Annotated in this window: 12 protein-coding genes and 2 pseudogenes; 8 read left to right on the forward strand and 6 right to left on the reverse strand. The window is 61.0% G+C overall.

Annotated elements, in window-relative coordinates; translation table 11 throughout:
* Positions 1 to 16 precede the first annotated feature (16 nt).
* Entirely contained in the window at positions 17 to 1,489 is a 1,473-nt protein-coding gene (locus NPS47_RS10370; RefSeq protein WP_274294895.1) for an inorganic phosphate transporter, read from the forward strand.
* Between the two features lie 64 nt (positions 1,490 to 1,553).
* Here NPS47_RS10370 and NPS47_RS10375 read toward each other — a convergent pair whose 3' ends face one another.
* Entirely contained in the window at positions 1,554 to 3,032 is a 1,479-nt protein-coding gene (locus NPS47_RS10375; protein WP_274294896.1) for a helicase HerA-like domain-containing protein, read from the reverse strand.
* Between the two features lie 314 nt (positions 3,033 to 3,346).
* On the opposite strand from NPS47_RS10375, the pseudogene NPS47_RS25685 reads away from it, so the two are divergent.
* From NPS47_RS25685 to NPS47_RS10395, 5 genes and pseudogenes are all read left to right on the forward strand, one after another.
* A pseudogene (locus tag NPS47_RS25685) lies at positions 3,347 to 4,225 on the forward strand (HAMP domain-containing protein); the annotation flags it as partial.
* 261 nt (positions 4,226 to 4,486) lie between these two features.
* Positions 4,487 to 5,083, forward strand: a pseudogene (locus tag NPS47_RS25690) (methyl-accepting chemotaxis protein); the annotation flags it as partial.
* Positions 5,084 to 5,226: 143 nt separating this feature from the next.
* Positions 5,227 to 6,348 carry a glycosyltransferase family 4 protein gene (locus NPS47_RS10385; RefSeq protein ID WP_274294898.1) on the forward strand — a complete coding sequence of 374 codons (1,122 nt, stop codon included), beginning with the start codon at positions 5,227 to 5,229 and terminating at the stop codon, positions 6,346 to 6,348.
* Complete coding sequence (locus NPS47_RS10390; protein WP_274294899.1) at positions 6,341 to 7,114, forward strand: polysaccharide deacetylase family protein; 774 nt, start codon at positions 6,341 to 6,343, stop codon at positions 7,112 to 7,114. Before NPS47_RS10385 ends, NPS47_RS10390 begins: the two co-directional genes overlap by 8 nt.
* Positions 7,111 to 8,109 (forward strand): lysylphosphatidylglycerol synthase transmembrane domain-containing protein, encoded by a 999-nt coding sequence (locus tag NPS47_RS10395; protein WP_274294900.1) that lies wholly within the window; start codon positions 7,111 to 7,113, stop codon positions 8,107 to 8,109. Before NPS47_RS10390 ends, NPS47_RS10395 begins: the two co-directional genes overlap by 4 nt.
* On the opposite strand, the gene NPS47_RS10400 is transcribed toward NPS47_RS10395, so the two are convergent.
* Positions 8,084 to 8,257 carry a hypothetical protein gene (locus NPS47_RS10400; protein ID WP_274294901.1) on the reverse strand — a complete coding sequence of 58 codons (174 nt, stop codon included), beginning with the start codon at positions 8,255 to 8,257 and terminating at the stop codon, positions 8,084 to 8,086. The two genes, NPS47_RS10395 and NPS47_RS10400, sit on opposite strands and share 26 nt — an antisense overlap.
* Before the next feature lie 26 nt (positions 8,258 to 8,283).
* Positions 8,284 to 9,135, reverse strand: coding sequence for a formyltetrahydrofolate deformylase (purU, locus tag NPS47_RS10405; protein WP_274294902.1), 852 nt, complete (start codon positions 9,133 to 9,135; stop codon positions 8,284 to 8,286).
* Positions 9,136 to 9,448: 313 nt separating this feature from the next.
* On the opposite strand from purU, the gene mvaT reads away from it, so the two are divergent.
* Entirely contained in the window at positions 9,449 to 9,826 is a 378-nt protein-coding gene (gene mvaT / locus NPS47_RS10410; protein WP_157191283.1) for a histone-like nucleoid-structuring protein MvaT, read from the forward strand.
* Between the two features lie 82 nt (positions 9,827 to 9,908).
* On the opposite strand, the gene sbcB is transcribed toward mvaT, so the two are convergent.
* The 3 genes from sbcB to NPS47_RS10425 form a co-directional block, all read right to left on the reverse strand.
* The gene (gene sbcB, locus NPS47_RS10415) at positions 9,909 to 11,339 is read right to left on the reverse strand and encodes an exodeoxyribonuclease I (protein ID WP_274294903.1); all 1,431 of its coding nucleotides are present in this window, start codon (positions 11,337 to 11,339) and stop codon (positions 9,909 to 9,911) included.
* Between the two features lie 61 nt (positions 11,340 to 11,400).
* A complete protein-coding gene (locus tag NPS47_RS10420; RefSeq protein WP_274294904.1) occupies positions 11,401 to 11,760 on the reverse strand; it encodes a PilZ domain-containing protein in 360 nt (119 codons plus the stop codon).
* Positions 11,761 to 11,885: 125 nt separating this feature from the next.
* Positions 11,886 to 12,272 (reverse strand): tetratricopeptide repeat protein, encoded by a 387-nt coding sequence (locus tag NPS47_RS10425; protein WP_274294905.1) that lies wholly within the window; start codon positions 12,270 to 12,272, stop codon positions 11,886 to 11,888.
* 250 nt (positions 12,273 to 12,522) lie between these two features.
* Here NPS47_RS10425 and pyk point away from each other — a divergent pair, with 250 nt between their 5' ends.
* A complete protein-coding gene (gene pyk, locus NPS47_RS10430) occupies positions 12,523 to 13,974 on the forward strand; it encodes a pyruvate kinase (protein WP_274294906.1) in 1,452 nt (483 codons plus the stop codon).
* The last annotated feature ends 23 nt before the right edge of the window (positions 13,975 to 13,997 follow it).

Consider the following 13,997-nt stretch of genomic DNA (forward strand, 5'->3'; position numbering starts at 1 on the left):
GGGTCAGAAAACCTTCATGATCGATTTATTCAGCGGACTTGATGCCTGGGTACTGGTGAGCCTGTTGCTCGCTTTGACCTTCGTACTCGCCTTCGAGTTCATCAATGGCTTTCATGACACCGCTAACGCGGTTGCTACAGTCATTTATACCAAAGCCATGCCTCCGCACCTGGCGGTGTTCTTCTCCGGGGTGTTCAACTTCCTTGGCGTGCTGCTCGGCGGTGTCGGCGTGGCTTATGCCATCGTTCACCTGTTGCCGGTGGAGATGCTGATCAATGTGAACACCGGTCATGGATTGGCCATGGTCTTCTCCTTGCTCGCCGCCGCCATTGCCTGGAACCTGGGCACTTGGTACTTCGGGATTCCGGCGTCCAGCTCCCACACCCTGATCGGTTCGATCCTCGGCGTTGGCCTGGCCAACGCCCTGATCAGCGACATTCCGTTGGGTGAAGGGGTCAACTGGCAGAAGGCAATCGACATCGCCATGTCCCTGGTGCTCTCGCCCATGGCTGGCTTTGCCGTCGCTGCGCTGGTGCTGCTGGGCCTGAAATGGTGGCGCCCGCTGTCGAAGATGCACAAGACGCCGGAACAGCGCCGCAAGCTCGACGACAAGAAGCACCCACCGTTCTGGAACCGCCTGGTATTGGTGATTTCGGCCATGGGCGTGAGCTTCGTGCACGGCTCCAACGATGGTCAGAAAGGTATCGGCCTGATCATGCTGGTGTTGATCGGTATCGTCCCTGCGCAGTTCGTACTCGACCTGAACAGCACCACCTACCAGATCGAGCGGACCCGCGACGCCACCCTGCACCTGAGCCAGTTCTACCAGCGCAACGAGGCCACCCTCGGTGAGTTCCTGGCCCTGGGCAAAGCCAAAAATGGCGACTTGCCAGAGCAGTTCAGCTGCAACCCGCAGCAGACCGAGCCGACCATCAATGCCTTGCTCGACTCGCTCAAGGGTGTAACCGAGTACCGCTCGCTGAGCCCGGAAAAACGCGTGGAAGTGCGTCGTTACCTGCTCTGCCTGGACGACACCGCGAAGAAAGTCGGCAAGCTCCCAGGCCTGCAGCCACGCGAGAAGGCTGACCTGGACAAACTGCGCAAAGACCTGACCGCCACCACCGAGTACGCACCGTTCTGGGTGATCCTCGCGGTTGCCCTGGCATTGGGCCTGGGTACCATGGTCGGCTGGAAGCGTGTGGTCCTGACCATCGGTGAGAAAATCGGCAAGCAGGGCATGACGTATGCCCAGGGCATGTCGGCGCAGATCACCGCAGCCTGCGCCATCGGCATGGCCAACATCTTCAGCCTGCCGGTATCGACCACCCACGTCCTGTCGTCGGGTGTGGCCGGTACCATGGTGGCAAACAAGAGCGGCCTGCAAGGCGGCACCGTCAAGACCATCCTGCTGGCCTGGGTCCTGACCCTGCCGGCAACCGTGGGCCTGTCGGCCGGGTTGTTCTGGCTGGCGACCCGGTTCATCGGTTGATTCGTGCTGCATTGAAAAAGGCGCCTTCGGGCGCCTTTTTTGTAGCTGCTGTGGAAACTGTCAGCTACCGACGCTTGCTACCGCCGAGCAACGAGCCCATCAAGCCGCGTACCAATTGCCGCCCGAACTGGTTGGCCGCCTGACGCATCGCCGACTTGATCGCCTGCCCGGCAGCGCTCTGGAGGAATTCGCCAGCCTGGTCAGCAAAGCTTGGCTCGGCAGCGGCAGGCGCCTGTTCGGGCTGCGCTACCCCGCCTTTGCGGGCGGTGAGCATTTCATAGGCCGACTCACGGTCCACCGGTTTGTCGTAACGCCCGGCCAACGGCGAGGCGCCAATCAGTGCGGCGCGCTCGGCATCGCTCAACGGCCCGATACGCGACTGCGGTGGCGCGATCAACACCCGCTGGACCATCCCCGGCGTGCCTTTGTCCTGCAGGGTACCGACCAAGGCTTCACCGATGCCCAGCTCGGTCAGCACGCTCAGGGTGTCAATATCAGGGTTGGGGCGGAAACCATCGGCCACGGCCTTCAACGACTTCTGTTCTTTGGCAGTGAAGGCCCGCAGGCCGTGCTGGATACGCAAGCCCAGTTGCGCCAGGACATCGTCCGGCAAGTCACCCGGCGACTGAGTGACGAAATACACTCCGACGCCCTTGGAGCGAATCAACCGCACCACTTGCTCCAGCCGATCCTGCAACGCCTTCGGCGTACCGTTGAACAACAGATGCGCTTCATCGAAGAACAGTGCCAGCAACGGCTTGTCAGCATCGCCGCGCTCGGGCAACTGCTCGAACAACTCGGCCAGCAACCACAGCAGGAAGGTCGCATAGACCTTGGGTGCCTCGTGCACCAGACGACTGGCATCGAGCAGATGGATACGCCCGCGACCGTCGGTATCCGGACGCAACAGATCCTCCAGTTGCAACGCCGGCTCACCGAACAACGCCTCGGCGCCCTGCTGTTCCAGGGTGGCCAGGCGCCGCAACAGGGCCTGACTGGAACCGGTGGTCATCAGCGCAGTGTCTTCACCGAGCAATTGCGGGTTGTCTTTGAGGTGCGCCAGCAGCGCCTTGAGGTCCTTGATATCGAGCAGCAACAGGCCTTCGCGATCGGCCACCTTGAACGCGGCATACAGCGCGGCCTGCTGACTGTCGGTCAATTCCAGCAGGTTGCCCAGCAACAACGGGCCCATTTCACTGAGGGTGGTGCGCAATGGATAACCGGATTGCCCGTGCACATCCCACAGGCTGACCGGATAAGCCTGCGGCCGGTGGCCAAGCCAGGGCATCCCGGCGATGCGTTCGGCGACTTTGCCCTGAGGGTTGCCCACCGCGCCCAGGCCACACAGGTCACCTTTGACGTCGGCGGCGAATACCGCCACCCCGGCATCGCTGAACGCCTCAGCCATGTGCTGCAGGGTTACGGTCTTGCCGGTACCGGTAGCCCCTGCAACCAGACCATGTCGGTTGGCCAGGCGCATGGCCTGGGCAACCGCCTGTCCGGTCGGGTCGGCACCGAGAATGAACTGCGAAGAGTCAGGCATGTTTTTTCACCCTCTGTTTAAAGCTTTGGTTTAAATCGGCCGATATCTCATTAGCGATAGACCACCAGAAAGACAGGAAAAGCCCGACAAGGAAAGGGGACCTGCACTGCTTTCAAACTGTTCTTTGTGCGAACGACCCGGATAACAAAACCTTAGCGGACCGACACGTTATGAACAAAAGCCTCCGATTCAGCCACAAGATACTTCTGGCCGCTTCTCTGATCGTCATGATCGCCTTCACGTTGTTCACTTTGTACAACGATTTCCTGCAGCGCAATGCGATTCGTGAAGATCTGGAACGTTATCTCGCAGAGATGGGCGATACCACCTCCACCAATATTAAAAACCTGTTTGATGGCCGCATCCTGCTGGTGCAAAACGTCGCACAGAACATTGCCGCGTTTCCCGCTGCCGAAAACATCGGCACCCTGCTCGGGCAACAAGCGCTGGTCTCAAGTTTCCTGACTATCTACCTGGGTGACGTCAACGGTGGTTTCACCATTCGCCCGCAAACCAAGATGCCCGACGGGTATGACCCACGTGTACGGCCCTGGTACAAAGACGGCATGGCCGCCAACGGCCCGATCCTGACCGAACCCTATATTGACGTCAGCACCGGTAAAATGGTGATTTCCGTGGTCGTCACGGCCGCGCGCAACATCGGCGTGGTCGGTGGCGATCTGGCCCTGGACGGTCTGACCGAAATCATCAACTCGCTGAACTTCGGCGGCATGGGCTACGCCTTCCTGGTCAACGACCAAGGCAAGATTCTGGTGCACCCGGACAAAAACCTGGTGATGAAGTCGCTGTCGGACCTGTACCCGCAAAACACGCCGCGCCTGAGCAAAGACCTGAGTGAAGTCCAGGTCGACGGCCAGACCCGTCTGCTGACCTTCGCCCCGGTCAAGGGCCTGCCTTCGGCCAACTGGTACATCGGCCTGTCCGTCGACAAGGACAAGGCCTTCTCGATGCTCAGCGAATTCCGCACCTCGGCGGTGATTGCCACCCTGGTTGCCGTGGTGATCATCATCGCCCTGCTCGGCCTGCTGATCCGTGTTCTGCTGCAGCCGCTGCACACCATGACCCGGGCCATGGAAGACATCGCCGAAGGCGAAGGCGACCTGACCAAGCGCCTGACCCTGCACAGCCAGGACGAATTCGGCATCCTCGGCACCGCGTTCAACCGTTTCGTAGAGCGTATTCACACCTCGATCCGCGAAGTGTCTTCCGCCACCGAGCAGGTCAACGAAGTGGCACTGCGGGTGGTGAGCGCCTCCAACTCGTCGATGGTCAACTCCGACGAACAGTCCAACCGCACCAACAGCGTCGCGGCCGCCATCAACCAGCTCGGCGCCGCCGCCCAGGAAATCGCCCATAACGCCGCCCAGGCTTCGCAACAGGCAAGCTCGGCGCGCCATCTGGCCGAAGAAGGCCAGCAAGTAGTCGATCGCAGCATCGCCGCAATGAACCGTCTGTCGGATCTGATCTGCACCTCCAGCTCGCACATCGAGACGCTCAACAGCAAAACGGTGAACATCGGCCAGATTCTCGAAGTGATCACCAGCATCTCGCAGCAGACCAACCTGCTGGCGCTCAACGCCGCGATCGAAGCCGCCCGCGCCGGTGAAGCCGGGCGCGGTTTCGCCGTGGTTGCCGATGAAGTACGCAACCTTGCGCACCGCACCCAGGAGTCGGCGCAGCAAGTGCAGAACATGATCGAAGAGCTGCAGGTCGGCGCCCGCGAGTCGGTCGACACCATGGGCCAAAGCCAGCGCCACAGCCAGGACAGCGTCGAGATCGCCAATCAGGCCGGTGAGCGTCTGGGCAGCGTGACCCTGCGCATCGGCGAGATCGACGGCATGAACCAGTCGGTAGCCACCGCCACCGAGGAGCAGACCGCCGTGGTCGACTCGATCAACATGGACATCAACGAGATCAATATGCTCAACCAGGAAGGGGTCGAGAACCTGCAGTCGACCCTGCGCGCCTGCGCCGACCTGGAACAGCAGGCCAGCCGCCTGAAACACCTGGTCGGCAGCTTCCGCATCTGACTGTCAGGGGCAGCGGCGCGTGCCGCTGCCCTTCCCCTCGTAACGCGATCGAACAAACTATCCTTCATAGAGGTCAACCTTAGGGCGCGTCATCGGTGGCTAACCACAGCCGGATGACACACTCGCAAGACGATCTCGGAGGGATGCTGATCGTGCACATTGCCGACATCACCATGTTCTACGCCCCCGCCAGTGGCGGTGTGCGTACCTATCTTGATGCCAAACATCACCACCTGGGACACACCCCCGGTGTCCGCCACAGTCTGTTGATCCCCGGTGCCAGCCGCCAACACGCCAATGGCATCTACCAGGTGCCGGCACCCGCCCTGCCGTTCGGCAATGGCTATCGTTTTCCATTGCGCCTGGCGCCCTGGCGCAACGTCCTGCAGGATCTGCAGCCGGACCTGATCGAAGTCGGCGACCCTTACCTGACCGCCTGGGCAGCCCTGGAGGCACGCCGCCAGCTCGATGTGCCGGTCATCGGTTTCTATCACTCCGACCTGCCCCTGCTGGTCAGCAATCGCATGGGCAACTGGTTCACCCCGAATGTCGAAGCCTATGTCAGCAGGCTGTACGGCAATTTCGACCGGGTCCTGACGCCCAGCCTGGTGATGGCCAGCAAACTGCGCCGCCTGGGGATCGGCAATGTGCATGTGCAGCGGCTTGGCGTCGACCTGAGCACCTTTCATCCGCAACACCGCGATCCGGCGCTGCGCCGGCAATTGCACATCGCCGACAGCACACACCTGCTGGTATTTGCCGGCCGTGGCTCGCGGGAGAAAAACCTGCCGGTGCTGCTCGACTGCATGCAACGCCTGGGCAGGCACTATCACCTGCTGCTGGTAGGCTCGCACATGCCCTCCAATGTGCCGGCCAATGTCACGGTCATCGACCACTTCTGCCCGACCCACGAAGTCGCCCGCCTGCTGGCCAGCGCCGACGCCCTGGTACACGCGGGTGATCAGGAGACCTTTGGCCTGGTGGTCCTCGAAGCCATGGCCAGTTCGATTCCGGTGATAGCCGTCGCCGCAGGCGCTTTCGTAGAAATCCTCGACGAACGCTTTGGCCGCCTGTGCCCGCCCAACGACGGCCAGGCCATGGCCAGGGCCGTGCGTGAAGTGTTCGAAGAAGGCGCAACGCAGCTCGGCTTGCAGGCGCGTCGGCATGTCGAGCAGCGCTACGCCTGGGACAGCGTGGTCAATGGCCTGCTGGCCCACTACCGGGCAGTGCTTGGCCATGAGCTGCCGGTGCGGGCGCATGCCTGAGCCCAGCGTCAACCCCAGCAGCGGGCAAAGCCTGCTGCTGGTATTGCATGACGTAGCCCCGCACACCTGGCCGGACTACCAACCGTTCGTCGAGGCAGTTGACGCCCTGGGCGAGATTCCCATGACCTGGCTGGTGGTACCGGATTTCCACAAACAGCATCCCCTGGCCTCGGCAACGGGCTTTCGGCACATGCTCGATCAGCGCCTGCGGCGTGGCGACGAGTTGGTGCTGCACGGCTATTACCATGTCGATGACAGCCCGCCACCACACTCGGCACGGGATTACTTTCTACGCCGAATCTACACTTTCGAAGGTGAGTTCTGCAGCCTGGACCAAGCCTGCGCACTGCAGCGCCTGGAGGCGGGCATGGCAGTGTTTCGCCGCTTCGACTGGCCGCTGGCAGGTTTCGTCGCCCCGGCCTGGTTGATGAGCGACGGCACCCGCCAGGCGTTGCGCACCCTGCCCTTGCAGTACACCAGCGATCCACGGCACTTCTATCACCTGCCCGACTTTACCCCGGTCGCCGCTCCCGGCCTGGTCTGGAGCGCGCGCAGCGCCTGGCGCCGGGGCCTGTCGAAGATCGTCTGCGAACTGCAGGCGGCCCGCCTGCAACAAGCGCCGGTGATACGCCTGGGCCTGCACCCGGTGGATATGCGCCATGATTTTTCTCGCCACTACTGGATGCAAACCTTGCAACACCTGCTGCGCCAGGGCCGCACACCGCTGACCAAATCTGCCTGGCTGAGCAGCAGGCAATGGCGGTGAATCGCCTCCTCTGGCTGCTCCTGGCCCTGATCATGGCGCTGCTGGTGCCAGTCGTGCTCGGTGGCAGTGACCTGCTGGGGCGCCTGCGCGCTTTCGCCCCCGGCTTGATGCTGGGCCTGCTGGGGATGATCTTGCTGTGCTGGATCATCAATGCCCTTCGCCTGCGGCTGCTGCTGGGCAGTCAGGGCGAACACCTCGGGCGCATGCGCAGCCTCGGCGTGATCATCGCCACCGAGTTCGCCATCTGCACCACCCCCGGCGGCAGCGGCGGCCCCTTGGCCTTGATGGCGCTGCTGGCGCGCCACCGCATCGGCCCGGCACGCAGCAGCGCGGTGTTCGCCGCCGACCAGCTTAATGACCTGCTGTTTTTCCTCTGTGCCATGCTCGGTATCGCTGGCTACGCCCTGCTGTACAGCCTCAACCGCCGCCTGGAAGGCATGCTGCTGAGCAGCGCCGCACTGATGCTCGCGATAGTCACCGGGGTTGTCGTGCTGCTGGCTTGTCGGCGCCTGTTGCTCAGGCTCAGTGGCCGGATGCTACGCAGGCTCAAGGTCTCCCCCTCGCGGCGCCGGCGCTGGACGCGCAAAACACTGCACTTCTTGCGCGCCCTGGGCGAGACCTGGAAACTGCCCAAGCGCACCCTGGCCCTGGTGTTTGCCTTGACCTGCGTGCATTGGGGGTTGCGCTACAGCGTGCTGTACCTGGCCCTGCGCGGACTGGGCGTGGATGTGCAGTGGATGCTCAGTTTTCTGGTGCAGATGCTCTCGCTCAGCGCCGGGCAATTCAGCCTGCTGCCCGGTGGCGCCGGGGCCGCGGAGCTGACCTCGGCCGCGTTGCTGACCCCCCTGGTGGGGAGTTCCACTGCGGCTGCAGCCATTCTGATCTGGCGGCTGGTGACCTATTACTTCTACCTGATTGCCGGTGGCCCGGTGTTCCTGTGCTTGCTGGGACGACCGCTACTGGAGCGCTTCAATCAGGCTCGGGCACGTCGCTAGGGCGCTGCAACTGCTCCCAGAGTTCGGCGGCACCGGGGAAATCGGTACCATCCTCACTGTCCAGTGCCTGCGGGTCGTAACGGCTCAAACAGCCTTCGCCGAGGGTGGGCGGGGCTTTGGAGGTTGCCTTGTCGAGGGGATCGGCCATGCTGCAACCTCCTGCCTTGAGCGTGGTTAGTTGAAGACCACGGTCTTGTTGCCGTGCACCAGAACACGGTCTTCCAGGTGATAGCGCAAGCCACGCGCCAGCACCATCTTCTCGACGTCACGGCCGAACCGGACCATGTCGTCGATGCTGTCGCTGTGGCTGACACGCACCACGTCCTGCTCGATGATCGGGCCGGCGTCCAGCTCTTCGGTCACATAGTGGCAGGTCGCGCCGATCAGCTTCACACCACGCAACGAGGCCTGGTGATACGGCTTGGCGCCGACGAACGAAGGCAGGAAGCTGTGGTGAATGTTGATCACCTGCTGGGCATATTCCTGGCACAGTTGCGGTGGCAGGATCTGCATGTAACGCGCCAGCACCACGACATCGGCACCGTGTTCCTTGACCAGGCGCGACACTTCGGCAAACGCCGGTTGCTTGTCCTGCGGATCGACCGGTACATGGAAGAACGGAATACCATGCCACTCGACCATGCTGCGCAGGTCGTTGTGGTTGGAGATCACACAAGGAATGTCGCAGTCGAGTTCTTTGGCGTGCCAGCGGTGCAACAAGTCAGCCAGGCAATGAGATTCACGGCTGGCCATCAGCACGACGCGTTTTTTCTGGTCGGTGTCGGTAATACGCCAGACCATGGAAAATTCTTCAGCAATCGGTGCAAATGCTTCACGCAAAGCCTCAATGCCAAATGGCAGGGTGTCTGCGCGGATTTCGTGACGCATGAAGAACCAACCGCTCTGCTCATCGGAATGATGGCTCGCTTCGTTGATCCAGCCGTTATGAGACGCCAGGAAATTACTGACTTTGGCGACGATGCCAACGCGGTCGGGGCAAGCAATCACCAGCCGGAAGGTGCGCATGAAAGGGACTCCAGATACTTCGCAAAGGCGCTCATTCTAACGAGTGCCCGGAAAAACTGCAGTAGGCAATGCGCACATCCTGTCAGTTGCAGCGACTGTCGCTGAGAACAGCACAACGCCACGCGACACACGGCGTGGCGCCCGATAAATGCTTTTTACCAGTCTTAGTTTGTAAAATATTTTTAATACAATTTATCGGTTCGATTTAACCGCGCCTGCATTTATCGCCAAGTTTAATGTTTACTTGGCAGTAAGCTCTGACTATTATTGGCCCACTGTCTACCTGATTCCCCCCATTTCCAAGGATCACCCAATGTCCCTGATTAACGAATACCGCGCCACCGAAGAAGCCATCAAAGAACTGCAGGCTCGCCTGGCCAACCTGTCGAATGACGACAAGCTGAAGAAAGAGCTGGAGTTCGAAGGCAAACTGCGCAACCTGATGGGCGAATATCAGAAGTCGCTGCGCGATATCATTGCCCTGCTCGACCCTGAAGCAAAATCGAGCAAAACCCCACGTGGTGCTGTTAAAACCACCGGTACCAAGCGCGCGCGCAAGGTCAAGCAATACAAGAACCCGCACAACGGTGAAGTCATCGAAACCAAAGGCGGCAACCACAAAACCCTGAAAGAGTGGAAAGCCAAGTGGGGTGGCGATGTGGTTGAAGGCTGGGCAACCCTGCTGGGTTAATTGCCAGTCACTGCAACGCGTTTGCACTGATGAAAAAACGCCAGCTTGCTGGCGTTTTTTTTCGCCCCTGGTTTAGTGCCGCTTATAGTCCCAACTGCAACTTCAACGCCTGGACATGTGCCTGCCACTGCCCGAGTAATTCCCGCTGAGCGGCGTTGGCCCCTCCCCAGCAGTCCTGCAGGGCCTGCTCGAAATCGCCAACGGTATTCGGCGCGCCCATGTGTGGATCACTAAGACGCTGCTGACAGAACAGCTGCCAGCGCTGCAGCTCCTGTTCATTCAAGGTGTCGATGAAATTACGGGCGCGATAGCGAAACAGCAATTCAGGTAAACGTTCATCGTCAAACATCCAGTGCCCCTGTCCCAATTGGCGGGGCTCGACACTGCGCACTTGCTCGCACAGACGCCTGTCGCGATCACCGATAAAGCCGCCATACAATTGCTGCTCCGGATCGTCACAAGGGGCAAACTCTTCCTCGCTGTAGAGGGTTTGCAATTTATCCTGCCAGATCGCCTGAGCGGCTATCAGGCTTGATGCCCGCATTTGAAATAAGGACATATCCAGCCCCAGGCGGTGCTGATCCTGCACACGCAATACATTGAGCGGAGCAACCACTGGACAACGATTGATATGCACCAACTTCAAGGGCACAGGTAATTGCCCTTCAGGCATGTCTTCGCGCCGCGTGTATAAACGCTGGCGCAACGACTCGCCGTCCTCTTGCAGCAACGGTTGGGGATCCATGCCCAAGTCACAGACAATCAAGGCATTACGGTTACGCGGGTGCCAGGCAAGTGGCAGGACCACACCCAGATAGTTGCGCGCCGCCGAGAAGCGCCCGGAAATATGTACCAGCGGCTGCAGCAAACGGATTTGATCCAGCACTTTGTGTTTATTACGTAATTGAAACAACCAGTCATACAGTTTCGGCTGTTTCTCACGAATCAAGCGTGCCAGCGCAATAGTGGCCCGCACATCACTGAGTGCCTCGTGGGCCTGGCCATGATCGATTCCATTGGCCGCCGTCAGCAGCTCCAGGCGCAAGCTGACACGCCCCTCCTGCTGCGGCCAGACAATGCCATCCGGGCGCAGCGCATACGCGGCGCGCACCACGTCGATCAGGTCCCAACGGCTATTGCCACCTTGCCACTCCCGGGCATACGGATCGAAGAAGTTGCGATACAGGCTGTAGCGGGTGACTTCGTCGTCAAAGCGCAGGCTGTTGTAGCCCGCACCGCAGGTGCCCGGGCGCGCAAGCTCGGTGTGCACGCGGGTCATGAACTCGGCTTCAAGCAGGCCCTGGCTGGCCAGCTGCGCCGGGGTGATGCCGGTGACCAGGCAAGCGGCCGGGTGCGGCAGGATGTCATCACTGGGTTGGCAGTAGAAATTGATCGGTGCTTCGATCTCGTTGAGCTCGAGATCGGTGCGCACGCCCGCTACCTGCAAGGGTCGGTCATTGCGTGGATTAATGCCGGTGGTTTCGTAGTCGTGCCAGAAAATGCTGGTGCTCACGGGGTCGTCCTGAACAGAAGATCGACCAGAGTCTAGGGCTACTCGCCCGCTACGACCAGCCTCAGACCGAGGCCTCCAGCGGATGGAAGCTGAAATAGTTGCGCAGGGCACGCACCAGTAGCGCGTATTCCGGTGGCGCCTGCAACAGCATGAACCCGGAGTCGTAGTGCCCCGGCGTCTGGTCTTCATGACACCACAGGCAACTGGCGGTCAGGTTGATCAGATGCATGCCGCCATTGCGGCTGACGACTTTCAATTGCAGCTCGAAATCCGGGCCGACCAGCATCGGCAGCTGGCTGATCAGCATCAGGCCGTCTTCGGACACGTTACCCAGGTAGCCGATCGGCTGATCGGTATGGCGGTTGAAGACTTTGAGGAAGTAAGGGAGCTGATGACGCTCGATGCGGCGCTCGTCAAACATGATCGGAATCGCTGTCGGAGACCCTTGAGCAGGGCCGCGCTAGTGCTGCTGATTTACGTGTGTTTCAGCATCAAGATTAGCGCAACCTGACCTTCGCGTCACATTCAGACCCGAACACTTTAGTATTAACGCCAAGGCGTGATGGTGGCCGGTCGGGCAATGGCGGACTCGCCGCTGCGGTAGTGTCCCAGTTGTTCCAGGGTCTGCAGGCGGGCGCGGGCGCGGTAGGCGTATTCGTTCTGCGGGTAGCGCGTAATCAGGTACTGATAGGTCTGCGCGGCATCGACGTAGAGCTTTTGACGTTCCAGACACTGACCGCGCAGCATCGACACTTCGGGATGGATGAATGGCCGTGCGCGGCTGGTCCGGTCGACCTGCGACAGCTCGAGCATGACCTTCTCGCAGTCGCCGCGATCATAAGCGCGGTAGGCATTGTTCAGATGATGGTCCATCGACCAACGGGTGCAGCCGACGACACTGGTCGCCAGGGCTAGAACGATCAAGGCTCGCATGGGGAATCTCCTGTATTGCGCAGCTTATCGGCATTGTCGGGGAAATCTGTAGGTAGGTGGGAGCGGGCTTGCCCCGCGATGCAAGGTGACTGACAAACCGCAATCGCGGGGCAAGCCCGCTCCCACAGTTTATTTCCCCCACTCCCGTTCAAACGCTACCCCTATCCCCCGGCAGGTAGTGCAAAGGAACAATGACTACAGCGCAATTCCAGAGTAGCCTTTCGCTGCGCTTCACTATAGGAGTCTGTGCATGACCATCCGCCGTACCAAAATCGTCGCCACCCTTGGCCCCGCCAGCAACTCGCCGGAAGTTATCGAACAACTGATTCTTGCCGGCCTGGATGTCGCTCGCCTGAACTTCTCCCACGGCACGCCCGATGAGCATAAAGCCCGCGCGCGCCTGATCCGTGAGATCGCGGCAAAGTTGGGTCGCCATGTAGCGCTGCTCGGCGACCTGCAAGGCCCGAAGATTCGTATCGCCAAATTCGCCAACAAGCGCATCGAACTGAAAGTCGGTGACCGCTTCACCTTCTCCACCGCCCACCCGCTGACCGAAGGCACCCAGGACATCGTCGGTATCGACTACCCGGACCTGGTCAAGGATTGCGGCGTCGGTGACGAGCTGCTGCTCGATGACGGCCGCGTGGTAATGCGCGTCGAAACCGCCACCAGCGACTCGCTGCACTGCTCGGTGCTGATCGGCGGTCCGCTGTCCGACCACAAAGGCATCAACCGCAAAGGTGGCGGCCTGACCGCACCGGCCCTGACCGAAAAAGACAAGGCCGACATCAAGCTGGCTGCCGAGATGGACCTGGACTACCTGGCCGTGTCGTTCCCGCGTGATGCCAGCGACATGGAATACGCCCGTCGCCTGCGTGACGAAGCCGGCGGCAGCGCCTGGCTGGTGGCCAAGATCGAACGCGCCGAAGCGGTGGCCGACGACGAAACCCTCGATGGCCTGATCGCCGCCAGTGACGCGGTAATGGTTGCCCGTGGTGACCTGGGCGTGGAAATCGGCGATGCCGAGCTGATCGCGATCCAGAAAAAAATCATCCAGCACGCCCGTCGCAACAACAAAGCCGTGATCGTCGCCACCCAGATGATGGAGTCGATGATCCAGAATCCGATGCCGACCCGTGCCGAAGTGTCCGACGTGGCCAACGCCGTGCTCGACAACACCGACGCGGTGATGCTGTCGGCCGAAAGCGCCGCCGGTGCTTACCCGATCGAAGCGGTCCAGGCCATGGCACGCATCTGCCTGGGTGCGGAAAAGCATCCGACCAGCCAGAAGTCCAGCCACCGTCTGCACACCACCTTCGAGCGCTGCGACGAAAGCATCGCCCTGGCGGCCATGTACACCGCCAACCACTTCCCGGGCGTCAAGGCGATCATCGCCCTTACCGAGAGTGGCTACACCCCGCTGATCATGTCGCGCCTGCGCTCTTCGGTGCCGATCTACGCCTTCTCGCCGCACCGCGCCACCCTGGCCCGTGCCGCAATGTTCCGCGGCGTTTACCCGGTGGCTTTCGATCCGGCAGCCCTGCCGGCCGAAAAAGTCAGCGAGGCGGCAGTCGACGAGCTGCTCAAACGCCAGGTGGTCGAACCCGGCGACTGGGCAATCCTGACCAAAGGCGACAGCTACCACACCATCGGTGGTACCAACGGCATGAAGATCCTGCATGTCGGTGATTCGCAGGTCTGATCCTGACCCGCAACGAAAAAACC

This window comes from Pseudomonas putida (assembly GCF_028682475.1).
In the GTDB taxonomy this organism is placed as follows: Bacteria; Pseudomonadota; Gammaproteobacteria; order Pseudomonadales; family Pseudomonadaceae; genus Aquipseudomonas; species Aquipseudomonas putida_AG.

Bases quoted from the DNA above. Each gene is read 5' to 3' on its own strand.
- NPS47_RS10420 (WP_274294904.1), bottom strand. From the start codon at position 11,760: ATGTTTGACGAGCGCCGCATCGAGCGTCATCAGCTCCCTTACTTCCTC.
- purU (WP_274294902.1), bottom strand. From the start codon at position 9,135: ATGCGCACCTTCCGGCTGGTGATTGCTTGCCCCGACCGCGTTGGCATC.
- NPS47_RS10370 (WP_274294895.1), top strand. From the start codon at position 17: ATGATCGATTTATTCAGCGGACTTGATGCCTGGGTACTGGTGAGCCTG.
- pyk (WP_274294906.1), top strand. From the start codon at position 12,523: ATGACCATCCGCCGTACCAAAATCGTCGCCACCCTTGGCCCCGCCAGC.
- NPS47_RS10390 (WP_274294899.1), top strand. From the start codon at position 6,341: ATGCCTGAGCCCAGCGTCAACCCCAGCAGCGGGCAAAGCCTGCTGCTG.
- NPS47_RS10425 (WP_274294905.1), bottom strand. From the start codon at position 12,272: ATGCGAGCCTTGATCGTTCTAGCCCTGGCGACCAGTGTCGTCGGCTGC.
- NPS47_RS10375 (WP_274294896.1), bottom strand. From the start codon at position 3,032: ATGCCTGACTCTTCGCAGTTCATTCTCGGTGCCGACCCGACCGGACAG.
- NPS47_RS10400 (WP_274294901.1), bottom strand. From the start codon at position 8,257: ATGGCCGATCCCCTCGACAAGGCAACCTCCAAAGCCCCGCCCACCCTC.
- NPS47_RS10385 (WP_274294898.1), top strand. From the start codon at position 5,227: ATGCTGATCGTGCACATTGCCGACATCACCATGTTCTACGCCCCCGCC.
- mvaT (WP_157191283.1), top strand. From the start codon at position 9,449: ATGTCCCTGATTAACGAATACCGCGCCACCGAAGAAGCCATCAAAGAA.